The organism is Arthrobacter sp. P1_B3 (genome assembly GCF_056406615.1).
In genome coordinates, this window is the sequence record NZ_JBFTZV010000015.1 from 14643 (window position 1) to 41163 (window position 26521).

General features: G+C 62.4%; 19 protein-coding genes and 4 pseudogenes. 8 read left to right on the forward strand and 15 right to left on the reverse strand.

The window, feature by feature from the left end; translation table 11 throughout:
* Nucleotides 1-16 precede the first annotated feature (16 nt).
* Nucleotides 17-1255, forward strand: coding sequence for a Wadjet anti-phage system protein JetD domain-containing protein (locus AC1D2F_RS15445; protein WP_476967088.1), 1239 nt, complete (start codon nucleotides 17-19; stop codon nucleotides 1253-1255).
* A gap of 5 nt (nucleotides 1256-1260) precedes the next feature.
* Here the strand turns inward: AC1D2F_RS15445 and AC1D2F_RS15450 are convergent, their stop codons facing one another.
* On the reverse strand, nucleotides 1261-1587 hold the full coding sequence (locus AC1D2F_RS15450) for a type II toxin-antitoxin system PemK/MazF family toxin (protein ID WP_476967089.1): 327 nt from the start codon (nucleotides 1585-1587) through the stop codon (nucleotides 1261-1263).
* Nucleotides 1584-1787 (reverse strand): antitoxin MazE family protein, encoded by a 204-nt coding sequence (locus AC1D2F_RS15455; RefSeq protein WP_476967090.1) that lies wholly within the window; start codon nucleotides 1785-1787, stop codon nucleotides 1584-1586. The genes AC1D2F_RS15450 and AC1D2F_RS15455 overlap by 4 nt, the downstream gene beginning before the upstream one ends.
* A 1573-nt stretch (nucleotides 1788-3360) precedes the next feature.
* Between AC1D2F_RS15455 and AC1D2F_RS15460 the strand changes: the two genes are divergently transcribed.
* A complete protein-coding gene (locus AC1D2F_RS15460; protein ID WP_476967091.1) occupies nucleotides 3361-4674 on the forward strand; it encodes a flavin-containing monooxygenase in 1314 nt (437 codons plus the stop codon).
* A gap of 22 nt (nucleotides 4675-4696) precedes the next feature.
* Here the strand turns inward: AC1D2F_RS15460 and AC1D2F_RS15465 are convergent, their stop codons facing one another.
* Nucleotides 4697-5464 carry a hypothetical protein gene (locus AC1D2F_RS15465; protein WP_476967092.1) on the reverse strand — a complete coding sequence of 256 codons (768 nt, stop codon included), beginning with the start codon at nucleotides 5462-5464 and terminating at the stop codon, nucleotides 4697-4699.
* A 236-nt stretch (nucleotides 5465-5700) separates the two neighbouring features.
* On the opposite strand from AC1D2F_RS15465, the gene AC1D2F_RS15470 reads away from it, so the two are divergent.
* Entirely contained in the window at nucleotides 5701-6486 is a 786-nt protein-coding gene (locus AC1D2F_RS15470) for a GntR family transcriptional regulator (RefSeq protein WP_476967093.1), read from the forward strand.
* A 33-nt stretch (nucleotides 6487-6519) separates the two neighbouring features.
* On the opposite strand, the gene AC1D2F_RS15475 is transcribed toward AC1D2F_RS15470, so the two are convergent.
* From AC1D2F_RS15475 to AC1D2F_RS15485, 3 genes are all read right to left on the reverse strand, one after another.
* Nucleotides 6520-7782, reverse strand: coding sequence for a S8 family serine peptidase (locus AC1D2F_RS15475; protein ID WP_476967094.1), 1263 nt, complete (start codon nucleotides 7780-7782; stop codon nucleotides 6520-6522).
* A 176-nt stretch (nucleotides 7783-7958) separates the two neighbouring features.
* The gene (locus AC1D2F_RS15480; RefSeq protein ID WP_476967095.1) at nucleotides 7959-8924 is read right to left on the reverse strand and encodes a nucleoside hydrolase; all 966 of its coding nucleotides are present in this window, start codon (nucleotides 8922-8924) and stop codon (nucleotides 7959-7961) included.
* Between the two features lie 45 nt (nucleotides 8925-8969).
* Complete coding sequence (locus tag AC1D2F_RS15485) at nucleotides 8970-10406, reverse strand: MFS transporter (protein WP_476967096.1); 1437 nt, start codon at nucleotides 10404-10406, stop codon at nucleotides 8970-8972.
* A gap of 140 nt (nucleotides 10407-10546) precedes the next feature.
* Here AC1D2F_RS15485 and AC1D2F_RS15490 point away from each other — a divergent pair, with 140 nt between their 5' ends.
* From AC1D2F_RS15490 to AC1D2F_RS15500, 3 genes and pseudogenes are all read left to right on the forward strand, one after another.
* A complete protein-coding gene (locus tag AC1D2F_RS15490; RefSeq protein ID WP_476967097.1) occupies nucleotides 10547-11419 on the forward strand; it encodes a ribokinase in 873 nt (290 codons plus the stop codon).
* A gap of 104 nt (nucleotides 11420-11523) precedes the next feature.
* The gene (locus AC1D2F_RS15495) at nucleotides 11524-11910 is read left to right on the forward strand and encodes a GNAT family N-acetyltransferase (protein WP_476967098.1); all 387 of its coding nucleotides are present in this window, start codon (nucleotides 11524-11526) and stop codon (nucleotides 11908-11910) included.
* A gap of 280 nt (nucleotides 11911-12190) precedes the next feature.
* Nucleotides 12191-13160, forward strand: a pseudogene (locus tag AC1D2F_RS15500) (IS3 family transposase); the annotation flags it as partial.
* A 419-nt stretch (nucleotides 13161-13579) separates the two neighbouring features.
* On the opposite strand, the gene AC1D2F_RS15505 reads toward AC1D2F_RS15500, so the two are convergent.
* The 4 genes and pseudogenes from AC1D2F_RS15505 to AC1D2F_RS15520 all read right to left on the reverse strand — a co-directional run.
* On the reverse strand, nucleotides 13580-13768 hold the full coding sequence (locus tag AC1D2F_RS15505) for a hypothetical protein (protein WP_476967099.1): 189 nt from the start codon (nucleotides 13766-13768) through the stop codon (nucleotides 13580-13582).
* Between the two features lie 57 nt (nucleotides 13769-13825).
* Nucleotides 13826-14683, reverse strand: coding sequence for a hypothetical protein (locus AC1D2F_RS15510; RefSeq protein ID WP_476967100.1), 858 nt, complete (start codon nucleotides 14681-14683; stop codon nucleotides 13826-13828).
* Between the two features lie 132 nt (nucleotides 14684-14815).
* On the reverse strand, nucleotides 14816-15640 hold the full coding sequence (locus AC1D2F_RS15515) for a hypothetical protein (RefSeq protein WP_476967152.1): 825 nt from the start codon (nucleotides 15638-15640) through the stop codon (nucleotides 14816-14818).
* Between the two features lie 103 nt (nucleotides 15641-15743).
* Nucleotides 15744-15871 (reverse strand): annotated as a pseudogene (locus tag AC1D2F_RS15520) (CpaF family protein); the annotation flags it as partial.
* A gap of 561 nt (nucleotides 15872-16432) precedes the next feature.
* Here AC1D2F_RS15520 and AC1D2F_RS15525 point away from each other — a divergent pair.
* Nucleotides 16433-17062, forward strand: a pseudogene (locus AC1D2F_RS15525) (flavin-containing monooxygenase); the annotation flags it as partial.
* Between the two features lie 41 nt (nucleotides 17063-17103).
* Here the strand turns inward: AC1D2F_RS15525 and AC1D2F_RS15530 are convergent.
* Entirely contained in the window at nucleotides 17104-18372 is a 1269-nt protein-coding gene (locus AC1D2F_RS15530; protein WP_476967101.1) for a hypothetical protein, read from the reverse strand.
* A 650-nt stretch (nucleotides 18373-19022) separates the two neighbouring features.
* Here AC1D2F_RS15530 and AC1D2F_RS15535 point away from each other — a divergent pair.
* Nucleotides 19023-19760: pseudogene (locus AC1D2F_RS15535) on the forward strand (IS256 family transposase); the annotation flags it as partial.
* Between the two features lie 56 nt (nucleotides 19761-19816).
* Here the strand turns inward: AC1D2F_RS15535 and AC1D2F_RS15540 are convergent.
* From AC1D2F_RS15540 to AC1D2F_RS15555, 4 genes are all read right to left on the reverse strand, one after another.
* The gene (locus AC1D2F_RS15540) at nucleotides 19817-21067 is read right to left on the reverse strand and encodes an McrC family protein (RefSeq protein WP_476967102.1); all 1251 of its coding nucleotides are present in this window, start codon (nucleotides 21065-21067) and stop codon (nucleotides 19817-19819) included.
* Nucleotides 21067-24081 carry an McrB family protein gene (locus tag AC1D2F_RS15545; RefSeq protein WP_476967103.1) on the reverse strand — a complete coding sequence of 1005 codons (3015 nt, stop codon included), beginning with the start codon at nucleotides 24079-24081 and terminating at the stop codon, nucleotides 21067-21069. The genes AC1D2F_RS15540 and AC1D2F_RS15545 overlap by 1 nt, the downstream gene beginning before the upstream one ends.
* A complete protein-coding gene (locus AC1D2F_RS15550) occupies nucleotides 24078-24494 on the reverse strand; it encodes a hypothetical protein (protein WP_476967104.1) in 417 nt (138 codons plus the stop codon). The genes AC1D2F_RS15545 and AC1D2F_RS15550 overlap by 4 nt, the downstream gene beginning before the upstream one ends.
* Nucleotides 24495-24622: 128 nt before the next feature.
* The gene (locus AC1D2F_RS15555) at nucleotides 24623-26494 is read right to left on the reverse strand and encodes a DUF262 domain-containing protein (protein ID WP_476967105.1); all 1872 of its coding nucleotides are present in this window, start codon (nucleotides 26492-26494) and stop codon (nucleotides 24623-24625) included.
* Nucleotides 26495-26521: the final 27 nt, after the last annotated feature.

Consider the following 26521-nt stretch of genomic DNA (forward strand, 5'->3'; position numbering starts at 1 on the left):
GAAGAAGTGGACCAGCGTGGCTGACCTGAGCGGGCTGTCACTGAAGGCGTGGAACAACGGCGCACTGTTGCGCGAACTGCTCGAACCCACCGGAGTCTACCCGCGCCGTCGTTCGCTGAAACGCCCGACGGCGGGAGAGTTGCTCAGCGACTACGCTGCGGCCCGAAGCTGGGCGGCTGAGCTGTCCAACACAGCGGGCGCCTACCGTTTGGAAACGGTCGACGTCGGCCGGAACACTATCGGTTCCAACCGGCTTCCGGCGGCGGCGGTTTTCGATACGGCAGAGGATGAGATCGCCTTTGCCGGCAAGACACGCGATGCGGCCCGGTTTCGCGAACTTGTGGCCGGGCTGTCGGAGCTGGACCCATCAGCCGGAGCGGCATTGCGGAGCTGGGCACTGAAACGCCCGCTGCAACTTCTGGACCTGCGCGAGTCGGCGCTGACCGCCGCGCGGGTGGCGCTGTGGCTGCGGGACAATGCGTCGCCGGGGATTTATCTGAGGCAGCTGGGCCTGCCCGGGGTGCATACGAAGTTCATCGAGGCGCATCGAAGGGTCATCGACGAGATGGCCGCCCTGCTGCGGGCGGGGTCCGCGGATCCGCAGCCGGACCCGGTAAACGTGGAGCCGTTGGTGGCGGAGGCGGCTGACGTCGCGGATACTGCCCTGGTCGGTTCCATGGCTCGCACACCGGCCGCGCGCTTCGCAATGCGCCATGGCTTCCTGCATCCGCCGGAGCTCGTCCGGTTCCGCCTGCTTGATCCCGCAATGAAAGTTCTGGGCGGCGCCCGGGACATCACGGTGACGGCCGAGGCATTCAGCACACTGCAATTGCCGGTGCACACCGTGATCGCAACAGAGAACCAGGTCAATTTCCTCGCGCTGCCCGATCGGCCGGGTACGCTGGCCCTCTACGGTGGCGGGTACGGCTTTTCGTCCCTGCGTGATGCGGCCTGGCTGCGGGACTGTGAGGTCCTGTATTGGGGCGATCTGGATACGCATGGCTTCCGGATCCTGGACCAGTTGCGCGCAGTGCATCCCCACGTGGCCAGCGTGCTGATGGACAAGGAGACGTTGCTAGCCCACCGGGATGCCTGGGGCAGGGAGCCGTCGCCGTCGCGGGCAGCCCTGACCCGGCTGACCGCTGAAGAAGACGTGCTCTATGAGGCGCTTGGGAATGACAGCTACGGATCAGCCGTTCGCCTCGAACAAGAGCTGATCCGCTGGGACTGGGCGCTCGAACGCCTCTATGGCTGAACCAGTCAACGCCCCAGCCCAAGAAAGACGGCAAGGGACTGCTCAACGGCAACCATGGTCTTGGAATCTATTCGGCCTATCCGCTGCCCGAGGTTGGCACGCCGCACTGTTGTGGGCTTGTCCACCATGATCTGGCTGAGTTGCTTCAAGCCGGTGAGCTGTCCGGGGTCAACTGTGAGCCTCAGCAGCGGAGCATCCGTCAGGTGAGTCGTTAGCGGCAGAAGGGTGACCGACTCCGAGGCCGCAAACAGGTCATCCTGGATTATGAGTGCTGGCCATGGTTTCTGCGCATATGTTCCCCCCGAAACCGTCCACAGCTCACCGCGATTCACTCCGGCCAGTCTTCCGCAATCTGTTCGATGAAGTCTTGGTCGTCGCTGGCATGGTCGGAGGCCGCGACCGCCAGCGCTTGGCGCCGGGCCTCACGCCTAAACTCCTCTGTCCGCGTATCCGGAACCCACATCTGAATCTGCCGGAAGCCACGCTCCCGCATGGCAGCTCGGTGCCGTGCTGCACCGTCCCTTACGCCCATAAATCAAAGTTACATGTAGCACTATTCAGCGGCACCCGGCATGGACAATGTCCAGGCTATCCCATGCTCCGACGGCTGCCGCCGGCAGTGCGGCCCCACGCCGTCGTCGGGCACCTGTACGCGCAACGCGGCGGGCATATCCTGCCAACGAAGCCAGCCCTGCACCTAAGCTACGGGAGAAGACCCATGGAGACCGAGGCGTTTACCCGCATCGCAGGCCTGCCACGACGGGCGCCACAACCGAGGCCGTCAGGAAGTAGCCATGCCGCCCCCGAACCAAACTGAAATCAGGCTCCGCAGAGGGTCAACTCCCTGGCGATCGAGGCCGGGCAGGCCGGACTGGCCACCAGCTACGGGCGAACGTGGGGCGAAACTCAGAGCTATTGCAGTTGACAACCAATTGGTGGCGTAAATGACAGATTTTGTTGAGTAGAGAGGTCTATATCGAATACGAGTTCCAGTGCTAAGGTCGGCGAGAACTTTCATCTGAATCTGATTTGTGGGGGCACAAATGAATACACGTTTTGGGCGCAACGATGTTCGACTTCCGGACGGAATGTCTTGCCAGCCGGTCGACGGCAAACGGCTTTCAACAGTTTCCGGTCGGCTAGCAAAGACCGCAGTCATGGCGAGCGCTGCTCTCCTTGCGCTTACAGCTTGTGGAGGCCAAGCTGTGGCCTCACTACCGACGGCGTCAGCGTTTAAATCAGCTTCCGAGACTCCAACGGCTTCGGCCACAGCTACTGCGCCCGCAACAATCTCCTGCACCACGGAAGATTCAAGTGAAACCCACCAGCAAACTGTCTTTATCTGCACGAAGTCTGACGATGGAAAGCTGCTGTGGATGGAGCAATCAGCATCAAAGCGGGTAAAGGATGCTCGGGCAGCGGCCGCCTCGCTCGCCCTTAAAGCCGCTGCCGCCAGGGCAGCTTCTGATGCAGCCGCCAAGGAAGCGCAAGCCAAGGCTGCGCAGGAACAAGCCGCGACGGAAGCGGCACGCCAGCAGGCTGCAGCTGCGGAATCCGCACGCCAGCAGGCTGTAGCCGCTGAAGCCGCACGTCAGCAGGCTGCAGCGGCGGCTGCCGCAGCGAAGGTTCAAACCCCCGTTCGGCCGGTTGTCCCAGCAGCTCCCTCTGGATGCGATCGCAACTATTCAGGTGCATGCGTACCGATCGCTTCTGATGTGGACTGCGCCGGCGGGAGCGGCAACGGTCCAGCGTACGTAGGAGGACCAGTGAAAGTCGTCGGAAGTGACATCTACGGCTTGGACCGCGACGGCGATGGTTTTGGCTGCGAGTAGCGCGCTCTACTCCGTTCAACACGTGACCCGTCCGTGGTCCTCCACCGGTATGGGGATTGGATCACCAAAGCCGAGCAGCATGTAGGCCGCCCCCGCGGGTGTCGTAGTTGCCGTATATTCGCTGAGCGCGCTACTGCCTTTGCGGGGCCTCATGAGGGCAAGCAGTTGCGGGGGACGGTGGCAGCGCTGCAGACAGCGACCTGTACGTAGCGACGCTGCGGGCATATCCTGCCAACAAAGCCAGCCCTGCACCTTGGCTACGGGAGAAGAACCATGGAGACCCCGACGGCGACCGACGCGCCGTCCCCCGAAGCAGCCGCCGGACCTGCGGCTCCGCAAAGCGTCAACACCCTTATCATCGGCGCCGGGCAGGCCGGCCTGGCCACGAGCTACTGGCTGAGCCGGGCCGGCGTCGAACATCAGTTGCTGGAACGGCGCGAAACGCTCGGCGGAGCGTGGCAGGACCGGTGGGACGCGTTTTGCCTGAACACGCCGAACTTCTCGCTCGCGCTGCCCGGCATGCCGTATAAAGGCCCCGCCCCGGAAGCATTCATGCTGCGAGATGACCTCATCGGCCATTTCCGGCACTATGCGGAGAGCATCGGCGCTCCTGTCCGGACGGGCGAGGACGTCACGCGTATCTCGCCCGCGGAGGGCGGCGGCTTCGACGTGGCCACAACCCAGGGCAGCTGGCGGGCCCGGAACGTGGTGCTTGCTACCGGCGGTTACCAGACGCCGAAAATCCCCGCGCTGTCGGCGCAACTGCCCAGCCACATCCTGCAGCTTCACACCGACAGCTACCGCAACCCGGCCCAACTGCCCGACGGTGCCGTGCTCATCGTGGGCACCGGCCAGTCCGGCGGCCAGCTCGCCGAGGAACTGCTCGCCGTTGGCCGCGAAATCCACCTGGCGGTGTCCACGTGCCCGGAAGCACCGCGCCGGTACCGCGGCCAGGACCTCCTCTATTGGATGATGCAGCTTGCACAATTCGGCCCCGACTACGGACTGAACGGCCTCACCGTGGGGCAGCTGCCCTCCCCCGCGGCGAGGTTCGCCTGCAACCCGCTGGTGTCCGGCGCCGACGGCGGCCACGACATCCACCTGCGCGACCTCGGCCGCCGCGGCGTCCGGCTGCACGGCCATTTGGAAGCAGCCGACGACGGCGACCTCGTCTTCAGTGATGACCTTCCGGAACGCCTGGGACTGGTGGAGGCGGCCTTCTACCAGCGGATGAAGCCGATGTTCGACAGCTATATTGCCGCCACCGGCATGTCGGCACCGGAGCCGGAGCCGCCGCGCAAGGACGACTGGCTTCCTTCGGAGCCGCCACGGCTGAACCTCGACGCCGCCAACGTCACGTCAGTCCTCTGGGCCACGGGCTACCGGCTGGACTTCAGCATCCTGGACATCCCGGTGCTGGACGAATGGAACTACCCCCGGCACCACCGCGGCGCCACCGAACACCCGGGCTTGTACGCCGTCGGATTGCCGTGGCTGACCGGGCACGGCTCGTCCATCGTGGCGGGCGTGGGCCGCGATGCCGAGTACATGGCGCAGCATATCGCCGGGAACATCGCCGCCCGGTGAAGTCGATATTCAGGAGGGGTGGCTACCCCGCGCCAGGCCCGTCGAAGTCCGCTGGCGCGGCGAGGCCGGCCGAGCCGAACCATTCCCTGGCCCATGCCTGGACAGAGGGGATCGCGAGTTGCTCAGCAACAAGATCCGGCGGCCCGCCGAACACGGACTTCCCCTCCTCCAGGAGTTCCCCGGTGCCGCTCCCGGCGAGGAGCCCGAAGAGGGCAGGCTGGTCCAGGAAGGGAAGCGTCCCGCCGTCGCCATCGGTCAGCACGCCCCAGCGCGAGGTGAACAGCGAAAACTCCTCCGGACGTTCCCCGTGGTCCGCCACGAGCGGGCAGGCTTCGCCGTCGACCTGGATCCGCCGGTAGTTGGGCTCCGTTTCGTCCAGGGCCATCAGTTGGACATCGTCCAGCCACGAAAGCCAGACCGCCGTGCACTCTCCCATCAGCGGATACGGGGCCGCAGCGATGTAGCCGGCCCTGCTGACGTGGGCGGAGTGGCCAACGGCGATGTTGTGGAGCTGCCCCCGGACCAGCGGCAGGACCGCGCTGACAGGCTGGGAGTAGTTGGCGAATTTCCGCCGCATCACCTCGGCGCTTGAATTCGAGCCGATGGAGACCACCAGGGAACGGGCTTCCAGCGGTGCGGCGCCGGCCTGCGCGAGGGCCTCATCCAGTCCGGCTAAAAGCTCAAGGGGCCGGAATTCATCGCCGTCCATGACACCCGAGGCCACGGGCGGGTCCCACGGATACAGCAGCGGATCGAGGCGGCCGGCGCCGCCGGCCCCGCTCAGTCCCATGGACTCAGCCGGATGAAGCCGTCGGCATCGTGCTGGAGACTAATCAAGGTGGCCCGCTTTCATGGTTCGGGACTTCCAGTGTCCCGCACTTTAGGGGGAACCGGACCTTCGGCGTTTAGGGAGCAGGCCAGCCCAAGACGCTTCAGGGCCAGGCCATTCCGGCAAGCGGGCCTTGTCCAACAAACTAGTAGTACTTGTTACGCTGAGATTCCCAAAGACCACAAAGCGAGGCAAACGTGCACGAGGACGCCGCCAGGTTCCTGTCCCAGCCGGTGGAGGCCCAGCCCGGCTCGCCCCTCCGGGTTGCGGTGTACTCCCGGATCGCCGAGGCCATCCGCAACAACCTGCTGACGCCCGGCTCGATGCTCCCCACCGAAACGGAGCTCGGCGCGGACATGAAGGTCAGCCGCACCGTGGTCCGCGAAGCCCTCATGCTGCTCGAAGAGGACGGTCTGATCCGGGCCCGCCGCGGCGTCGGACGGTTCGTCGCCGACACCCTCCCCCGCATCGGAATCGAACGGATCCGCCCCTTCGAGGAAGTCCTCGGCGGCCCCGGGCAGCGCATCGAGATCAAACGCATCCAACGGCAGCGGCAGGCCGCCTCCGAGTTCGTCGCCCCGGGCCTGGGCGTGGAGCCCGGCGCCGACTGCTGGTTTTGGGAGTCGGTCCTGATCCGCGACGGTGAAGCCGTCGCCCACCTGCAGGAAAACATCTCGGCGCTGCCGGTGAGCCTGGGCAGCAGTTCCGCTGCCGCCGCGCCGTTGGACATCGACGACGGCGGCAGCACCCTGCTCGCGACACTGAACCACCGCTTCGGCCGGGTCCTCGGGCCCGGCGAATGCCAGATCAGCCTGAGCCAGGTGGGGCCCAGCCGGGCCAAGCTGCTCGACCTGCGGGCCCCGGATCCGGTCCTCGTGCTGACGCAGTACGTCAGGCACGCGAACCGGCCCTTCTACCTGGCCAAGTGCCTGATCGCGGCACGCGCCGGGCACCTCTCCGTGATGCAGTCCCTCCAGTCCTAGTACTCCAGTCGCGTTCAGGCCAAGGGCTGTAACCTACCGGACCGCGTTGTCCGCGTTCACCCGGCCATGTTCCCAGTAGGTGCCCGTACCAGGGATTGTGTCGGCGGTTGATTCGACGTTTGCGCGGACTGACGTGTGCGTGGCGCCAGGATGTGAGCTCCAGGCAAGCGCGGCAACGCCGGCGACGATAGGTGAAGCCATTGAGGTACCGCTGCCCACGTCATACCCCTGAGAGCGGCCGTTCTGCGTACCCAGGTAGAACGGATGGTTCGGGAAGGTCGAGTAAACATTGACACCGGGCGCTGCGACATCCACCCACTTGGCGCCGTAGGTTGAGAAGGAAGCTTTGGCGTCCGTGTTGTCGGTTGCGGCGACGGCAATAACGTTAGGGTATGCGCCTGGGTAGATCTTGGCCTGAGTACCGGCGTTGCCTGCTGCGGCAACTAGTACCGCACCTGCATTCCATGCGTTATTGACGGCAGTTTCGAGGGTGCGTGAAGAGACGCGCTGTCCAAGGCTCATGTTGATCACCTTGGCACCGTTGCTGACGGCCCAGTTGATACCGTTTGCAATGGCTGACGAAGATCCAGAGCCGCTGTCGTTAAGCACTTTGGCATCCAGGATCGTGCAACCCGGGCACACACCAGCCACACCAATCGTGTTGTTGGCGGTGGCGGCAACAATACCGGCCACGTGGGTGCCGTGGCCGTAATTGTCCTCACCGGTTGGCGTACCACTGAAGTTGGCGCGTGCAACAACCTTTGGTGCGATGTCGGGGTTGTCGCTTGCGACACCTGAATCGACAATGGCAACTCTCGTGCCGCCACCGGTTGTGACGTTCCACGCTTCGACGGCGTCGACGTCAGCGTCAGCCTTGCCCGCGGCTACAGTTAGCGTGCTGGCGGTGTTGGTAAATGATTGGCCATCGTTTTGCAGAGCGTACTGGCGAGGGAAATACTGGTCATCTGTAGCGGCAGTAACGAGCTCGTCCGGCTCGGCGTACTCAACTGCCGGGTTCCGGCTTAGGGCTTCGATGAGTTGAAGTTCTTTGCCAGCCGGTACCTTAATAAGTTGAGCGCCAGTGCTGCCGATACTGGGACCCTCCCTGAGGCCGTGCTGGCGCAGTACGCCGGCTGCCGCGCCATTGTCGCGGAATTTAACCATGATTTGCCCCGCGATGTGTGATGTCTGGGTCGCCGCGTTGCTCGTGGTCACTGCGTTGCTCGGGGCTGCCAACGTGATTGCACCACAGCCGATGACTACCGCCGCGAAACTAGCTATAACGATTCTTTTCATGAGGAGTATCCTGCTTCAATCGGCACCGGCTAGATAGTGTCTGTCGGCAAATTACACCTCGGTTTCCCCATGAAGGGTTGCATTTCCGAGCACCCAGCCAAGCGCGCCGCTGTGCCTGCTCAGGCCAGAGCCGGAACAGGCACAACAGCCGCCGTCGTACTTTCAGGGTCGTACTTTCAGGAAAGCGACTGCAGCACCTCCACCAGGTGCGGCGCGAAGTCGCCGTCGAGCTCCAGCACCACCCGGCAGCGGGCGCCGGGCTGCTCAGGGTAGTCCATGTACCGTCCGCGGAGGTCGCAGATGGTCTGGCCGCGGCCCGGGCCGGAAGTCGTGTCGACGTCGACCGTCACCACCGGGGCGACGGCCGCGCTGACGCCGCCCGTCGCGAGGGCCGCCGCGAGAGGGTCGTGCATCGCCGAGCAGGCCCGGCCGAACTGGCTCTCGTAGAAGCGGAAGTAATAGCCCAGCATGTCACCGAGTGCCTGCGGGACCGGATGGGCCGCCGCGAGCAGTTCCTGCCGGTGGCTCTCCTCGAGCACATTGGACATAGTGACGTCCAGCGGCACCAGGGTCACATCCCAGTCGGCGGCGAACACCTCCGCGGCGGCTTCGGGGTCGTTGGCGATATTGGCCTCCGCCACGGCGGTGATGTTCCCGGGAGCGAACGCGGCGCCGCCCATGATGGTGATGTCCCGCACCAGCCGGGGCAGCGCGGGGTCCAAACGAAGCGCTTCGGCGATATTAGTGAGCGGTCCGACGGCCAGGATCCGCAGCTGGCCGGGATGTTCGTGGGCAAGACGGACCAGCATTTCGGCCGCGGTTCCGGCCACCAGCTCGGCGTCGGCCGCCTCCAGCGAGACTTCGCCGATCCCGTTGGAACCGTGGACATGTGGGGCGCCGCCGTGGAAGGAACCGGCCTGCGGGTCGTGCGCTCCGAGCGCGACGGGGACGTGGGCGTGCCCGGCGAGCTGAAGCAGGTCCAGGGTGTTCCGGGCGCCGACGGCGGCACTGACGTTGCCGCTGACGGTACCGATCCCCTGCAGGTCCGCCTGCGGCGAGGCGAGCAAGTAGGCCAAGGCGAGGGCGTCGTCGATGCCGGTGTCGCAGTCGAGGTAGAACGGGTGGCTGGTGGGCATGGTCATTGCTGGGTCTCTCGTTTCGTTGGTAACGGGTGTGATGCGGGTGCGTCAGAGCTTTTCGCCCTTGGGTGCGGCGACGAAAAGGCTGACAAGGAACGCGGCCGCGGTGATGGCGACCGAAATCCAGAGGGCGGTGGTGTAGCCGGCGGACGTCGCCTGGGCGGCGAACGGTGCCACGAGCACCACGCCGAGGCTCGCGCCGATGCCGAAGGAGGCGCCGTTGATGCCGGGCAGGGCGGCGGGTGCTTCCTTCGGTGAGAGCAGGACGGAGAGTCCGTTGATAGCCGTGAGGAAGAGGCCGTTGTAGAAGATGCCGAGGGCCGCGATCGCGATCAGGACGGCGATCTGGTTGTCGGAGAACGTGGCCGCGGCGATGGCGCAGGCCAGGCTCAGCCCAGTCCCGGCCCGGAGGGTTTTGATCCAGCCGCGGCGGTCGGCGAGCCAGCCGGCGAGGGGTGCGGCGAAGACACCGATCAGCGCGGCGGGGGTCAGGAACAGCAGCGCCGACAGGGAGGCGCTGAGTCCGAAGCCGTGGTGGGTGTCCTGGCTGAGCAGCACCACGGTGAAGTTGATGATGGCGAAGATGCCGGCGAGGGTCAGGACGGTCGTGGCGATGACGGGCCAGACCTGGCGGGAGCGCAGGTGGTGGACGGCGATGAGCGGGTGGCTGCGCTTCTTCTCGATCATCCAGAACGCGGTGAAGGACGCGATGGTGCCGGCGAGCAGCGCCAGGGTGCTGGGGGCGGTCCAGCCGGCGGCTGAGCCGTCGGAGACGAAGTAGGTGATGAAGACCAGGAACAGAGAAAGGGATCCGGCGCCCCACCAGTCCATGGCTCCGCGTACGCCGTGGGGGCGTCCCTTCGGGACGGTTTTGATGATGCAAGCTGCCGCTATGGCCGTCAGGACAAGCACGACGACAAAGATGGACCGGAAGCCGAGGGTCTCGGCCATGAGACCGCCGACGTAGCCGTCCGCGCCGCCCACTCCCCCGTTGATGGCGGCGATGATGCCCACGGAGGTGCCGAAGACGCGGGCCTGCAGGTTTTCGCTGAGGACGATGTAGGCGAGCGCGAAGACCGCGCTGGAGACTCCCTGAAGGAACCTGCCGGCGATGAGGAGCGGCAGGGTGGGGGCTGCGATGCAGAGGATGGTGCCCGCGCCCATGATTCCGAGGACCAGGAGCAGGGCGGCGCGGCGTCCGATGAAGTCGCTCCAGCGTCCGATGACGGGCCCGGCGATGGCGCCGGCGAGGAAGAACATCGACTGGACGGGGGCTGCGCTCTCGGGTCCTTGGCCGAAGGATGCCGCGATCTGCGGCAGCGCCGGGGTGACCATGCTGGCGTTGAGCTGGAAGGACAGCACGCCGAGCAGCAGAGTGGAGATCAGCAGGGCGGCACGGCGGCCGCCGAGTTTTGTTTGGTCCTCGCCCGTTTGGGTTGCGACGGCGGCTGGCGGCGAAGTGGCAACTGTTGCTGGGGTGTTCACATCAAACTCCTTTGTTCTGCAGGTGAGCCCTGCCTTTAGGATGTGAGTTGTTATACAACCATGTATGACACACAAGTACAACCATGGCGTACACTATTTTCTAATCCAGCCGCCTCCGGCTCGACCTGATAGGACCTTTCATGAGCACTCGCCTTCCTGCCGTCACCGTCGTCGGCAGCATCAACCTCGACATCATCGCCACCACGGACCGGCTTCCCACCGCCGGCGAGACCATCGGCGGCGGTGTTCTTCAGCAGCAGCCTGGCGGCAAGGGAGCCAACCAGGCCGTTGCCGCCGCCCGGCTGGGCGGGAGCGCCCGGATGATCGGCGCCGTGGGCAGCGACGCCCAGGGCCGCCTGATGGTCGAGTCCCTTTCCGGCGCGGGAGTGGACACCACCGATGTAGCAGTGCTCGACGGCGGCGCAACGGGTACCGCGCTGATCGTGGTGGACCGCGACGGCGAGAACCAGATCGTGGTCTGCCCGGGGGCGAATTCCGGGTTTTCGCTGGATGGGGTGGAGTTCGGCCCGGACGAGACGGTGCTCTGCCAGCTCGAAGTGGGCCTGCCCGTGGTGGTGGAAGCCGCCCGTCGTTCCTCCGGTTTCTTCGTCCTGAACGCGGCCCCGGCCATGGACCTGCCGGCGGAGCTGCTGGAGCGCTGCGACCTGGTGATCGTCAACGAAACCGAGTACGAGCTGATCCATGCGCTGGGAGACGCGAAGCTTGTTGCGGTGACGTACGGCAAGGACGGGTCGGCGATGTTCGAGCGCGGGCGACGGGTGGCGGAGGCTCCAGCTGCTGTTGTGACGGTGGCGAACACGATCGGTGCCGGTGACGCGTTTTGCGCAGCCCTCGTCCTGGCGATTCGGGCGGGACTCGACTACTCCGCGGCGCTGGCCGTGGCTAACGCAGTCGGCGCGGATGCGGTGGGTGACCCCTCGTCCCAGCCTGCGCTGGCTCCGCTGGAGGAGTACATTGCCCGGGTGGCCGGAGCCGGGGTTGCTTGCCGGTGACCTTGGTTTTCAGGCCTGCAGGGCCTGCCGACTATCCAGAGGTCCGGAGAATCACCCGGGAGGCGTACCTCCGCGCCGGGCATTTCACGGCCGACCACACCTACATGAGTGTGCTGGACAACGTGGAACACCGGGCGGAGCATGCTGAGGTGTGGGTGGCCGAAGCCTCCGGTGACGTGGTCGCGGCGGTGACGCTGACGTTCGCAGGGCAGCCGTACAGCGAGATCGCCCGCGACAATGAGCTGGAGTTCCGGATGCTCGCTGTTGATCCGGCTGTTCAAGGCAAGGGAGTCGGGCGCGCCGTTGTCCGTCAGGTCATTGATCATGCGCAATCATTGCCGGACATCAGCGGGATCACCATCACGAGTGCGACGTTTATGGAACCAGCCCATGCTCTCTATGAATCCCTGGGCTTCCAGAGGGTTCCGGACCGCGACTGGTACGTGCCGGGCGAGGATGTACTGCTGTGGGTGTTTAGCTTGGAGGTTTGAAGGGCGTTTGCGACCCTTCATAGTCAGAAATCGACGCCGGCCCGACTCAGGGACCGGACCTCGCCCATCCTGAGGCCGCAAAGCAGCGCGTAGGTCGGCAAGCTCCAACCGGCCGGCGAATCTCATCGTATTCGGCGGGCCGGGAGCGGCATTCCTCTTGAGCTAGTCATATTGCGCACATTTTCGGAAGGCCGAATATTGCTGAAACACAGTGGGGACTGCCCCCGGTCTTGTTGACTCCTTGAACTAGCGAGCTGGTGCTCGTGGAAGGATGTTGACCATGCCGACGGCTTATGGGGCGGAGTTCCGCCAGGATGTTATTGATGTGGCCCCGCAAGGGCGAGGCGCCGCTGGCGCAGATTGCGAAGGGTTTCGGGCTTTCGGTCACCACGCTGAAGCGCTGGATCGCCATCGCCGAGCGTAAGGAAACCGGGGAACGGCCGGCACCGTCAGAGTCGGCCGAGATGCGCGAGCTGAAGAAGCGCAACCGCCTGTTGGAGCAGGAGAATGAGATTCTGCGCCGGGCTGCTGCCTATCTGGCAAGGGACATCAACCCAAAATGATCTACCCGCTGGTCACGGATCTTGCCGCCGAGGGAATGCCCGTGGCGGTGACCTGCAGGGTGTTGAAGTTCAGCAAGCAAGGCTACTACCGGGGGAGGGCAAGCCCGGTGACGGAACGGGACTGGGCCGATGCGCACCTGGTCAACGCCGCCCTGGACATCCATGCCGACGATCCGGCGTTCGGGTACCGGTTCATCGCCGATGAGCTTCCGGAGCAAGGCATCACGGCGGGAGAGAACAGGGTCCAGCGTTTGTGCAGCGTCCAGGGCATCTGGTCGGTGTTTTCGAAGAAACGGGGCCTGAACCGGAAACCGGAAACCGGGACCACCGGTTCACGATGACCTGGTCGAGCGTGACTTCACCGCCGCTGCCCCGAACGAGCTGTGGCTGACCGACATTACCGAACACCCCACCGCCGAAGGGAAGCTCTACCTCTGCGCGGTGAAGGACGTCTATTCCGGGAGGATCGTCGGGTACTCGATGGACTCGCGGATGAAATCCTCGCTGGCCGTGTCTGCGCTGGAGAACGCGGTGCGGTCACGCCGTCCGGGAGGGACAGTGGTGCATTCGGACCGCGGCTCCCAGTTCCGGTCCCGCCGCTTCGTTGAATCGCTCCGGCATAACGGGCTGACCGGCTCGATGGGCAGGGTCGGTGCGTGCGTGGACAACGCCGCGATGGAATCGTTCTTGATTCGGTGCTCCGCCGGACATCAAGCAACTTTGCCTAGGCCGCTCCGCAGTCCCCCAATATGCGGCGCGGGCCGCAGAGGGACCCCCTGCTAGGCAAGCGGCAGATCGAGCTGACCAGGCAGGGCGCCTATCTGGACGTCGACATTCCGTCTTCGGTCCATATGGCGACAGGCTCGGGAGTGGGGCACTCATCGGCCGGCTTGAAATCGAGCTGAAGGTGCTTCTTCAGGCGGGTTGGGGAAGCGATCCAGTCCAGTGAGATAACGCACCTGTTCCAGTCCTCAGGCGGCACTACCGCCCAGAAGTTCACCGATCCCCCCGGGACTGGCCTGGGTCGCGCGCGAGGCTGGTCATCGTCTAGCTTTAGTGGGCGCTTGAGCGCGCGGAACAAGAAACCCGGCGTGGGCAACCCGGTCCTAGATCTTCTTCCCGGGATTTCGCCGCAACCACGACTCGACCCACTTGCGGCCTTCCTGCTCCATCTTGGACAGTTCCTCGCGCCGTGCGCTCTCGAGCTCGCCTCGAAGTTCATCGGCTTCTCGCTGCACGGCAGAATCAAACTCCGTCGGGCGTTGCTGCTTCTGCCTTCTTACCGTGGTGGCCATCCTTGTTCTCCTTCCAAGTATCGGCCGGAGCCAATACTTCGGCTGGTTGCCCCCAGTCTAGTGTGCACTGACAGTACTAACGAGGGCCGACATTCCTGAGTCTTCACCTTTCGTGTGGGGTACTGAGAGCCCCACACACGATTCAGCCACGGCCAAAATCAGCCCGAACAACCCGAGATATTCCATGGCGAGCCTCTCCGGCAGTCCCTTCGGCGCGGTCGTGTTCATGGACAGCATTCCGTGGATTTGTCCATCGACCACCGCCGCAACAGAGGCGAAGCAGCGGTAAGCGCGCTCCGAATCTTGCCCAGCATGCGGTGTCTCCATGTCGGCGCGGTACTCGCTGTCGCCACGAAGTGTCCTCAGAAGAATCTCCCGCTCTTCGGGTTCTTTGGCCGTGATTTTTGTGCGACGCACCTCAAAGGTATTGTCCACAACCTCGAGAAAGTAGTCGCCACCACTCTTGCCCAAGCGGTAGTAATTGACCCTCACGGGAACTCCATCCCGTTCAAAGTAGGCCTGAAGCCTGCCGAGAACGCCCGTCACCAGGGGCTTGTATGCGCCAAGCACCTTCGCTTGACTAGTGGACGATGACGAAACTCGCCGCAGTTCTTCCAAGCGCTCGAGATTCCGGTGGAGCACCGACCGCATCGCAACGGCCTCATCTGACCTGGCCAACAGCGTGACATCCCTGAGCTTGCGTCGGAGTCTGTGCATAGCGACGCCCTGCCCGATTGCACCCGCGGCCGATACGCAAACGCCGACGATAATGAGGACGACGGCCCACCCCACGTCAGCTTGCTTGCCATCCTCAGGTGCGGTGAAGAGAGGCGGCAAAGCAACCATGCACCCGCCGACAATGATGCCGAGAGCGCCCAGATAGCTGACGGAATCCGTCCAGTTGGACTTAATCAATTTCGCCAGCGCCTTCAGGAGCCGACCTAGCAGCCGAAGAAACGCCCCCACTCTAGCTATCAAGGCCTCGCGCCTTCCTCGGATCCACCATTCGAACAATCCTAAGGGAGCATGCCCGAACGCGCGTTCACACTACGCGGACGTGACCCTTCGCCCCCACCGGAGCTCACACGCTCCGCAGACATTTTCATGCCACATCTCAAAGGGTTCCTTGGAGATGACACCGCAGTCCTCTTCGACTCGATAAGATCCACACCTTGAGCATCGCTGTGGCTGGCCCATGCGATGGCGGTGTAGGGCCATCGTAAAAGTGCTTATCGCATGCGACGTGGCGTCGAGTACAAGTTCCGCATCCCACGGGGTTGCATCCGCATAGTGCTGCAACCAAACTGCCAGGTCCCAGGTTCTGTCGGCGGCACTCTTGAGGTAGGCACGAAGCCGGCCGGAAGCAATGTGCTCTGACGCGACTCCAGCCCAGCCCTTGAAATTGCTCAACTGCGGGGGTTCATCCAAAGCCCCGGCGGGTACGACTGCCGCGACACTCGCCGTTAACGCCAGCAATGCCTCGCGACACCTGACGCCCACCGCTTGGAAGGCTTCAGCCTCATCGGCTGCATTGTACGCCTCTTCCGCCTGCTGGAACTTTCGCCACGCCACGCTAACCTGCGCCGAGTCTCCTACGTCGGCTTGGCTTGCGCCCCGTGATGCTACGCGAGCAGTCAGGCCGACATGGTACGTCACTGCCTCATTTGCGGACCTAAACTCTTCCTGTGAGTACAGGTTCCTAGGATTGGTGACGACCCAATACCTGTCGTCGTTCGTTCGAACGTCCCAAACTTCGTGGACTTCACCCAAGACTTTGGTGCTGACAAGGCGCTCGGCATGGACCACTTCCTCGTCAGTCTCGAGTGCCACGTAGTCCGACACCGCTCTGATCTGGTGCTCCAGCTCTTTCATTTGTCCTCGCTCGCTTCCCACAGTGGACTTCCCGTCCAAAACGGGCAGAGTTGGAGCCTACCCTGCAAACTGAGTTTGGTTTTTGTAGGTATTCAGCATTAATTGCGCTGGAGATGTTCTCGCCGGCGAGCAAAGGAAGCGTACAGATCTTCGTCACCGCGTCGTGAGCGGAGTTCGCATGCACCGTGCACATCCGGGCAGGCCCGAGTTGAGGACGGTGAGTGATGCGAGATACGCAGAGGTCATTCACTAGGGACTAGCTTTGTTCCGATGCCGGCTATCGCGCCACCGCGGCCGCCGACACATAGACGTCGGCCAGCATTAGCCGATGCAGCTTCCAGGTGATCGCAATCGGCCTCTTACCCGCGTGCTGGACATAGTCCACCTATCCGAGGCACGTATAGGGAACGGTCAGACCTGTCTGGTCTTCGGCCGAATCACGAGTAAAAATCAGGATCACCGAGGTCGCGGAGTCCACGGATCACCTTGGCGGCGCGGGCGTCGTTGCCGGAGGAAAGGGTGTTCAGCTGCACGGTGTCATAATTGCCGCGCTTCCACTGACCTCGTTGCTGCCTCTGCGGAGCCTCAAGTGGGCAAGTAGATGCGGGGCCGGCAGTGCGGCCCCCCGCCGTCGTCGGGCACCTGTACGCGGCGGCGCTGCGGGCATATCCTGCCAACAAATCCATCCCTGTCCCTTGGCTACGGGAGGAGAACCATGGAGACCGACGCGTTTGACCACTTTGCAAGCGTGCCCTTGAAGGCGCGCAACACAGAGGCCGCCAGGAAGTAGCCATGCCGTCCCCCGAAGCAGCCGCCACAGGTCAGGCTCCGCAGAGTGTCAACACCCTTATCGTCGGGGCCGGGCAGGCTGGCCTGGCCACGAGCTACTGGCTAAGCCGGGCCGGCGTCGAACATCAGTTGCTGGAACGGCGCGAAACGCTTGGCGGGGCGTGGCAGGACCGGTGGGACGCTTTTTGCCTGAACACGCCGAACTTCTCGCTCGCGCTGCCCGGCATGCCGTATGACGGCCCCGCCCCGGAAGCATTCATGCTGCGAGATGACCTGATCGGCCATTTCCGGCACTATGCGGAGAGCATCGGCGCTCCAGTCCGGACGGGTGCGGATGTCACGCGTATCGCGCCCGCGGACGGCGGCGGCTTCGACGTGGCCATCACCCAGGGCAGCTGGCGGGCCCGGAACGTGGTGCTCGCGACCGGCGGCTACCAGACGCCGAAAATCCCGGCACTGTCGGCGCAACTGCCTGGCCACATCCTGCAGCTTCACACCGACAGCTACCGCAACCCGGGCCAACTGCCCGACGGTGCGGTGCTCATCGTTGGCACCGGCCAGTCCGGTGGCCAGATCGCCGAGGAACTGCTCGCCGTCGGCCGCGAAATCCACCTGGCGGTGTCCACGTGCCCGGCGGTGTAGGAGCACATCAGCTTGCCCACTCGAGAAGGACATCAGATGCGCTCAAGTTCAAATACGTGGTTGTATTCGGAGGACCTTCCTTCAGTAACAAAAACGAAACGTGCCCCATAGTCGGCAATACTGCTGACTACGTCAGGGTGTGGATGGCCGTACTTGTTGCTTGCCGCCGCTGAAGCAACGCACACGACCGGTTGAAAAGTTGTCAGGAGGTCATCACTGAAATCCGTCACTGATCCGTGATGGGGGATTGCGATTGTATGGATCGCATCCGCAAAGGGGCTGAAGCAAGACAGCACTCCACCAAGGGGGGTGGACGCTCTTCGCGACAAACTCTGACCAGACATGTCGGAATCGCCCAATCCCAGCCATCCAACCGCCCCCTTCCTTCCGTACCACATTTCGCGGGAGACCGACGCGCGCGTTCCACCGGCACCAGTCGTATGAATGGAACGCCGCAGTTTCCAGGCTCCGCCAGAACCGACGTCGCCCGTCAAGGTCGATAAGAGCGTTAGAGAAGTCCCATTGACAGAGGGCGCCGCGGCTTCGTAGCTGCGCTTCATTAGACGGCGAAGTTTCTCTGCCCCGAGAACCTCTTCTAGATGACTATTATCGGAAAAATCCCATGGACGACCGTCCTGACGCTGGGGAAGGGAGTTACAGAGCTCCTTCTGAAACGTATCGGTGTTGTGCAGAATTCCGGGATCTACATGGGGCAGGAAAGTCCAGTACTCTTCGTCGTCAGACGGTCCGAATATCCACGACGCATTGTCTGCCATGCGTGGACCAGTTGACGAGGCCATCCAGAGCGGAGGTGCTGAAGGATCTGCGTCATCATTCCACTCAGCGTTCGGTCGGAATCTGACAGACTGATTCTCGTCCGGGTCCGGGGCTGTTGGCGATAACTCTATGATCGAGCCGGCTCCAGCCAAGGACTCCAATGCCGCACGAGGGTCGGAAAGCAGCGCGAGGTACCATTCATTACTGCTCCCTGCGTCGTCGGGCCCAGAAAGGCCAGAGGAAGCAGTCCGGGAAATATGCGCAGCCGCACGGATCAGTCGCTCCTGCCACGGAAAAAGCGGAAGTACGACGTAGTCGAAGTGGAAGTTGCGCAATAAGACAGTCAACCCATTGACGTGATCTTGATCAAGGTGCGAGATAAAGAGAAAGTCACCTCTGGATCCGGACGCCGAACCTTTGAATGATTCGATTGATACATCGCGCTGTGTGGCACCCTTCTTGGAGCCACAATCGTAAACGTAGGAGAGCTCAAGGGGCCGAGCAGGCGGCGAGAAATATTTCACTGTTCCTGAATGAAAAAACCCTGCCCGACACAATGTTGTGTGCGTTCATGAACGATGTGTCCAACAGATTGCGGCATTTTATCCTTTTCTTGACTAGGTAGAGATGTCTGCCTCAGACGAGCATTATGACAGTAATTCCTGGGTAGTTGATGCACCAAACCACCACACGTTCAAGAGGCGTATTCAGGCTCGACCGCGTGCTGGAAATAAAAGCCACTAACGAGCCACCCTTCTGATGTCGACAGCGCTTGGCGGTGGGCCACGCGTAGTTGAATTTTCGGCGGCCCGGGACACAGGCCTTCCTTGATCAAAGACCAGACGCGCGACCCGCAGTCGTTGGCGTGGCGTCCAAGCGGCATTAGCGTGGGACATTGAGGACTTCCTGGTCGCCTCAGCAGGTGTCTAAGCAACTCCACAGTGCAACCGGAAATCCTCAGCCATGAGTCAACGACTCCAGCGTGTTATCACACCCACCCAACCAAAGTCCCTGGCAATTCACCTGCTGACAGACAGAAAACTTAAAGCCTCTATAAGGCCCAGCCCGGGACTGCCCCGGCTTTTGTTTAGGGAGTGTCTGAATAACGGTTGATCCGGGTTGGCCTGACACGCCGGGCGGCGCCTGGCGGGGAGGACTGATCATGAGCGGAACCATGGATCCCATGGCGACTGATGTGGATCAGCAAGAGTCGGCGCAGCAGCTCCTGGCCCAGGCCAGGGAGCAGGGAATCGAGCTCGTCGACCGGGACGGGCTGTTGAACCGGTTGACGAAAAACGTCCTGGAGACCGCTCTGGAGGCGGAGATGGACGAGCACCTCGGATACGGCAAACACGACGTGTCCGGGCGCGGGAGCGGGAACTCCCGCAACGGCACCCGCACCAAGACCGTGCTGACCGAGATCGGGCCGGTGGAAATCGACGTGCCGCGGGACACGGGGGCGACGTTCGATCCTCAGATCGTCAGGAAACGGCAGCGCCGGCTGACGGGCGTGGACGAGATCGTGTTGTCCCTGAGCGCGAAGGGCCTCACGACCGGGGAGATCGCGGCGCACTTCGGCGAGGTCTTCGGTGCCGGGGTCTCAAAAGACACGATCTCGCGGATCACCGAGAAGGTCGTCGCCGAGATGACCGAGTGGCAGAACCGGCCCCTGGACCGGGTCTACCCGGTGGTGTTCATCGACGCGATCCACGTCCAGGTCCGCGACGGGCAGGTCACGAACCGGCCGGTCTACGTCGCGATCGGTGTCAGCGTCAACGGCGAACGCGACATCCTCGGGCTGTGGGCCGGGGACGGCGGCGAGGGGGCGAAGTTCTGGCTCTCAGTGCTGACCGAGATCAGGCACCCGGGTGTGGAGGATGTCTGCATCACGGTCTGCGACGGGCTCAAGGGGCATGCCGGAGGCCATCAACACCGCCTGTATGCGTTCTCAGACCAATTTCGATAATCCTAATGGATGACTGCGACAACGCCCGCAAGCGGCTCGTCGAGAATATTTCTTCGACGCGAGTATGCTCTGTCCGCCAAGTCTCTTACCCGTGCCAGCAAGTCCTCCGGCGTTTGCGAAAGGTCGATGGGGTATTCCACAACTGAAACTTCAGAGTTCCTGACACGACGGACCCGGGCCTGCCCTGGTCCCGCGTAGATGAGCCAGGCTCTGGAAACGCCCAGCGCCGTGCAGTAAGCCAACATCTGATAGTGATCAGCGTTTGGGTACGCTCCGGAAGGCGAGGCGGCTTTGTACTTGGCATCGAACACCATGGCCGGCACGCCATCGATGGAATGGACGATGTCGACCAACATTCGGACTCGATCACCCCTGCGCCCCTCAGGCTCCGCCTCGTCGAGGAACGCCTGATACTGCCCGACGGTCTCCCCGGAACACCTATCCAGCGCCTCCTTCAGCGCCGTCGTCAGAAAGTCCTCAAAGACCGTCGCCATGTTCACGACGAAAGAGGCCACGGAGTGGCGTCCCGGGCCGGCTTCCGCCGACATGTTTCGGAGGATGATTTCGGCCAGCCGCAGAGCCGGGACGTACCGCTCGTTTAGGCGGGATTCGGCCCAGACGGGCAATGCGGCGCCAAAGCGCAGCTCTGAGACCCCATCAAGCTTGGAATCCAAGTGGGCCAACCTCCAACGCACATCGTCGGAGAGCCGGGGCACCTGCATCATGAGTCGCACGGCGGCCCGGAGAACCCGATTCTCTGGAATATCCACTGTGAAGTCATCGTAAGAAACTTCCAACGGCAGAAGCATGCCCGGCCGGCGGGTCATCTGATCGCCGACCCGGATGCGGCCCCGCACCGTTCGGAGAGCCTCCTCAACACTCACGTATCCACTCAGTGCACCGCGCTCGAGGGCCCGGAGACCCTGGCGGGCTAACGACTCTCCGAGTGCCGCGAACAAGTCAGTGTCTTCAATCCCGGCGACGTCGTCGGGCCGGAAACCGCTGTTGGCGGCGTATCCAAGCAGGAATAGCAGCCGGTTCAATCCCACTTTCTGCTTAGGTTTCACCTCGACCAGGAGATGGCCTACTTGCACGGCCCCGACATTCCCCGCAGGAAGCACAGTCCACAAGCCGCCGTGAGCGGGAAGCACCGTTACCAATCCGGTATCCCGGAGCGTCGCGGCGACCTCTGGGTCCAGGTCAACAGGCGCGGCAAAGCTCTGCAGCTCGTCGAGGACAATCGATTCAAGCATCAGCGGGACGTATCTTCGGAATCCGTCAACAACCTTTCGAGCTCCTGGGTCCCTTCGCCATCAAGCTCGGCCTCACCCGGTGCTACGGAGAGATCCACAGACCCCGTCAACGCGCCAGCCTTGCGTCGCATGGCGGCGAGTCCGAACTTCTCCCTGACCTGGTCACGCTTCAGTCGTCCGAAGTACTGCTCTTCCAGCAGTGGGAGCAGTTCGTACTTCCAGATATCCTCAAGGCCCTCGTCTGTTTCGGCGTGCGGTTTCATGAAATAGGACGGCCCGATCATGAGATCGCGGTTCGTCTCCTCAATCTCACCGTTCAGGGCGTTGAGGAGGTCCGCCCTCAGGGTCGGTTTCCCATTCGCTTTGAGGAACCGTTCGAGCAGTCCCGAGATCATGCCGTCCTGCGGATGCAATTCGATGAATGCGAATCGGCGCCGGATGGCCGCGTCGACCATGGCAATGGACCTGTCCGAAGTATTCATAGTGCCGATAATGAACAGGTTGGGCGGGAGCGCGAACACCTTGTCCGGGTTGTACTGGAGATTGATCCCCTCATTCCGGTACTCCAGCAGGTAATACAGCTCGCCGAAGATCTTGGCCAGGTTACCGCGGTTCATCTCGTCGATGATCAGGAAGTACGGCTTGTCACGGTTGCCGTCCGATGCCGCCTCGTCGGCGATGCGCCGCAGCGGCCCCGCCTCCAGACTGAAGCCGACATTTCCGTCCTGGCTCTTCGCGGGACGGTACCCCTCGAAGAAATCCTCATAGGCATAGGAGGGATGGAACTGGACCGTCTTGACGTGGTCCGCGTGTTCTTCCCCCGCAAGAAACTTGGCGATCGCCGTTCCCAGATAGGTCTTGCCGGTACCGGGAGGGCCATAGAACACAACCTGCTGCCGCGTCTGAAGGAGTCGGATCACCTCTTGCAGGTGCCCCTGTTCCACATTCAGTTTCCGGGCAAGTTCCGGCCCCGCCGGCCGCAGCTGAGGCACGACGGCGATCTGCGGCGTGGGTGCCGCTTCTTCAGTTTCGTCGTCGATATCAGACTCCGCGCCGTACCAAGACGCAATGATGGAAAAAGCTTCCGTGAGGTCAACCACCGCTCCCTGCTCGGCCAAGAGCCGGGGCAACGGGGCGGGAACATCCTCATTGCTGATAGGCGTCTTCTGCCATGCCACGGAACGTCGCAGGCGCGATGAGGCATCGTCCGCGAAGTGAGCTTCCCCGGTCACGACGCCGAGGTAGAGGCCGTCTTCGAAGGCAGTGACCACGAAGTCGTCCACCTTTATGATGCTTAGGAATCTGTGGTACTCCGTGGCTCGGAGTTTCCGTTCCGAGTATTCGATGTGCTGGTAGCCCTTGTTGACGGCCGTCTGGATTTGGCTCAGCGTCGAGCCGGGTGCGGGCGATCCCAGGTGCTGCGCCGGAGTGGACACGAAGCCGTCCTCAAGCCACGCGTGCAGCATGGCCGTCCCTGATTGACTCTGTCTAACCAGCCACGCACGCTGTCCCGAATCTTCCGCCCCGACGCGCCACTGGCTCAGATAGGGTTCGCTGTACCACTCCACGAATTCACTAGAGCTTCCCTGCTGGACAAGTCGAATGGCATGGAGGTCTTTGGCAATGGCCGCCTCATCAGCGTCGTTTCGGCCGGTGGCGCCGCCAATGACGCCAGCGAAAGCGTGCCAGATCTCGGTCCGGTGGTCTCGCTTGACCACAGGAGGACAGTACCCGGGCCAAGCCAAGTAGTCGATGCTGTATCGGATCATCGGCCGGTCATCAGGCACAGACTGGGTTACTTCGCGGAACGCCCAAGGATCTTCCAGGCCCTCTTCAATCCGCCTCAGCGGCTGAGTGGCCACGTGCTCAACGAGCCTGCAAAGCCATTTCATGTGCTCTGCGACTTGGATGTTGAAACCGACCCCGCCGTTGAAAGCTTCCCCGGATTCCATCCCCCGACGAAGTTCCGCCGGCAGTTCGAGAGGGACACCCTCGATCCAAGACAGTATCTTGTTGACCCGCGCGACTTTGGTTACCGCGCCTACATTGCTGAGAGGCAACACCTGCAAGTAGGCCAACTCGGCGGCTAAGAGGATGGTCCCGCGGCTCGCGCCTTTCAGCTGGCGCTCGTACTTGAACATGAAGGTGCCAGTCCCGACGTCGAGCTGGCCCCGTGAGGCGAGTTCCCGGGCGTTCTCAACAGTCCACGTAGGAGTGGCCCCGTCCATAAGCGAAGGGCCTCCCCTAAACCCGACTTCCAGGATCCGCCGTGCCACGGCCTCAAGTTCGGGGGCTTTTGTCACGGTAGCGATGCTCAGATCAAACTCAGCTGCCGGAGCCTTGTCTCCCCGCCATTGCCGAAGGCTGGCGGCCTGCTCCGGCGTCCAGTCATTGGTTGGAACCACGTTCATCACGGTCCATAGCAGACCTTGGGCATCCAGCCGATTGCGGAGTGTGATGTCATGATCCGGGCCTAACCGAATGATTTCGTCGAGAGCATCCAACAGCAGCTGATAGCGCTCGGCAGGGGTTCCGTTGGCCCCTCGCTCATCCCAGCCGACGAGCTTCAAGAAATTCTTTACGGCGCGAGCCCGGTAAGGAGGGTAACTGAACGGATCACGAGCGAGCAACAGGACTGAGGCAAACATAGTAATGCCCCCGGGACCAAATCTGTCGGGGCTGTACGGACGGAGCCGTTCCCCGAACGCATCGAGCGATCGAATGACTGGCTCGCCGACCCACAGTATGTCAATAACTTCCCTAAGGAGATCCGGCGAGGTCCGGCCCAGGGCGACCAAACGCATCATGAAGTACTGGTCCATAAGGTTGGCGGAAACCAAGTCCTTTTGGAGGCGTTCGAACCAGTCTGGGTCGCCCGCCAGATACACCTCGCGAGTATTCTTCAGGCGCTCAGCAAGAGCAAGCTTGTAGTTGTACTCCTCGCCATCCAAGTCAACGGTCCCGGCGAAGCTCGCTGCGAACGACATGAACGAGTTCCATTGCTCTGTGGTCATGCGGAGATCTCCTTGGCAGGGTGGCGCGGACCTTGGCCAATGTACGCGAGCGACTTACCGGAGCCCGTGCCAGTTGTCAGGACGTATGAGTCTTTCTTGGCCGCGATTTCAATGGCACCGCGCTGGTGCTTGTGCAGTGTAATCGGCGCCGAGCCCCGATCGCTGAGATCCTTTTTGGGGCGGAAGATGGCGTCGCAATCCGGGTGGAGTAGCCCGCGCCTGACGAGCTCGTCTACACGGCCGCCCGAGCTGAACGATGGATTGAGGGACAGCCATGGGTCCGGCCATTGTCGTCCCTTATCGCCCAGCTCGACCACGGCATCCTTGATCCGTTGGTCCTGGATGTCCACGAAGCCCTCAGTGAAGGACCTGTAGCCAGCGATCAGCTGATCACGAATTCCGAACGCATCCACGCGTGTTCCCCCTGTGTACAAGACCTTCGATAACTACAGGGAAGCTTATCTGTCCGTTCAGCTGCGCCCGCAGCCACGATGCACGACGGCGATCGGTTGCCGGGCCGAGCACGTACTTCGCCTTCCCCTTAACGGAGATAGTCCGTGAGGCGCTCTGGCGACCAGACCTTGTTGGCGAGAGCGAGTAAGAGTTGCTGCCGCTCCGTTTGCTCGTGCTTCCCAAATTCTTGGTAGGGCCTGAAGGGCAGGGACTCCCGGACGCGGAAATACTCGAACTGTGGCTGATGCTGGTAGGCGCTGGCGGTCAGGCTTGCTGCATAGAGGTTTTGCTTGGCATAGTGTGGCGCCTTCTCGGAAAATGGCTTGTCCTGATAGCTCCGATTGACGTCGGCGGGCAGGAGCAGCAGCCCGGCTACGTTGTTGCGCCATTCGTCGAAGTCTTGACGCGTCGCGCACTCGTCCTGATATCGGCCGTAGTCGTTAGCCCAAATGTGCTCAATGTCGCTCGGGTTCTTGGCCTTTCGATCTACGTACTTATCAAAAAGATCTGGCTTACCAGAACTGGCCTCGACGTAGGCTGTGACGCGAGCCAGCATGTGATAGATGTACCTCCGGCTGAACTGGTTCAAGCCAAGCCCGGCAATGCCACGCCGCCCGCGGCTCTCGCTGCCTTCGAAGTCAACATCATCTTCCTTGAGCTTCACGCTCAGAATCTCAACGAGCTCCCCGACTGATTTGCCACGGATTTCTTTGCTGAGCAGGTACATGGTGTAGCTCGTGGATGAGTAGCCCACGCGGATGTAGTTGGAGGTGCGCCGCATCAGCCAGATGTCGAGGTAGGAGGCCGTGACCGCTAGCTTCCGACGCACCGTCTCGTCGTCGTCGTCGACGCGCAGCGCGGCCATGAGCACTGTCGTCTGCCAGGTGAAATCGTTGTGTGCATTGTAGAACAGCGGCTCCAAGCCCTTGGTGTAAGTTCGGCTCGCCTGAAGAATCAGCTTGTGCGCTCTCGCGAAGAACGGGAACTCCTCCGTCATGAGAGTGAAATTCCGCTGCGCGTTACCGGCGCCCAGTCGGGACTCGTTGTCTCTGATCCATCGGTGGAAGGTGGTGCCGATCAGTTCCCAGTCTCTGTCTGATGAGCCGGCTTTCCGCTCACGGATGCTTTCGGCATATTGCGACCGGAGCCAGGCCTTGAGGCACGTCGCGTCCCGCTCCTGATCAGGATCAACATCCCACGAGATCAATTCCAGAACCGTCTTCTTCCAGGTCCGGTTCGCCTCTTGGCGATGCTGCTCTTGCTCGATCGGCGCCAACAAATAGGCCTTCAGCATGTCGACCGGGCTCAGCGGCCTGCCTCGATCATTCATCGTTTCGAATATCGAATACGCGTGAGCATCGTTTTCGGTCGCGATCTCGATGAGACCAACATTGCCCATCAACCAATATATGAAGCTCTGAAGCCCCTCGCTGAGGTCGTCGACGATTCCGGTGCTCTCGATGTCCTGATAGCGCGCGAGAATCGTCCGGATCGACTCCTCTTTGCCGTCCGCGTTGTATTCTTCGCCGTTGAAGAGGGCCCGGATGACGGGGACTCGTTCGGGAATATCGAGATTAAACTTCTTCTCTCCATACGTATCAGAAAAGATGAGAGGTTCTATCGTAGACGCAACCTGCAAGTTCTTCTCTTTAGCTGCGCGGTATAGATGGATTAGCAAGAGCGTCAGAGACGTCACACGTTGCTGCCCATCTACCAGATAACTCTTACCGCTCCGTTGCGTCACGATGATTGAACCTAGAAAGTAGCTGGTGTAGCCGCTGGCCGCTACCGGCGTGTCACCAGGCGCGTACTGCGCATCGAACTTACCAAAAAGGTCCGAGACGAGTTCTTCGATATTTTGACGTTCCCACTTGTATTCGCGCTGATAATCATCAATGGAGAATGATCGACTCTGCAGTAATTGTGTAATGGTTCGATAGTGCGGGGTAATGGTACTCACTCTTGAATCCTGCTTCCTTTACCGGTT

What these genes read in the sequence shown, in the direction of transcription:
- AC1D2F_RS15455 (WP_476967090.1), bottom strand. Translation starts at nt 1,787, where the DNA reads ATGGGCGTAAGGGACGGTGCAGCACGGCACCGAGCTGCCATGCGGGAG.
- AC1D2F_RS15460 (WP_476967091.1), top strand. Translation starts at nt 3,361, where the DNA reads ATGGAGACCCCGACGGCGACCGACGCGCCGTCCCCCGAAGCAGCCGCC.
- AC1D2F_RS15465 (WP_476967092.1), bottom strand. Translation starts at nt 5,464, where the DNA reads ATGGGACTGAGCGGGGCCGGCGGCGCCGGCCGCCTCGATCCGCTGCTG.
- AC1D2F_RS15475 (WP_476967094.1), bottom strand. Translation starts at nt 7,782, where the DNA reads ATGAAAAGAATCGTTATAGCTAGTTTCGCGGCGGTAGTCATCGGCTGT.
- AC1D2F_RS15480 (WP_476967095.1), bottom strand. Translation starts at nt 8,924, where the DNA reads ATGACCATGCCCACCAGCCACCCGTTCTACCTCGACTGCGACACCGGC.
- AC1D2F_RS15490 (WP_476967097.1), top strand. Translation starts at nt 10,547, where the DNA reads ATGAGCACTCGCCTTCCTGCCGTCACCGTCGTCGGCAGCATCAACCTC.
- AC1D2F_RS15495 (WP_476967098.1), top strand. Translation starts at nt 11,524, where the DNA reads ATGAGTGTGCTGGACAACGTGGAACACCGGGCGGAGCATGCTGAGGTG.
- AC1D2F_RS15505 (WP_476967099.1), bottom strand. Translation starts at nt 13,768, where the DNA reads ATGGCCACCACGGTAAGAAGGCAGAAGCAGCAACGCCCGACGGAGTTT.
- AC1D2F_RS15515 (WP_476967152.1), bottom strand. Translation starts at nt 15,640, where the DNA reads ATGAAAGAGCTGGAGCACCAGATCAGAGCGGTGTCGGACTACGTGGCA.
- AC1D2F_RS15540 (WP_476967102.1), bottom strand. Translation starts at nt 21,067, where the DNA reads ATGCTTGAATCGATTGTCCTCGACGAGCTGCAGAGCTTTGCCGCGCCT.
- AC1D2F_RS15545 (WP_476967103.1), bottom strand. Translation starts at nt 24,081, where the DNA reads ATGACCACAGAGCAATGGAACTCGTTCATGTCGTTCGCAGCGAGCTTC.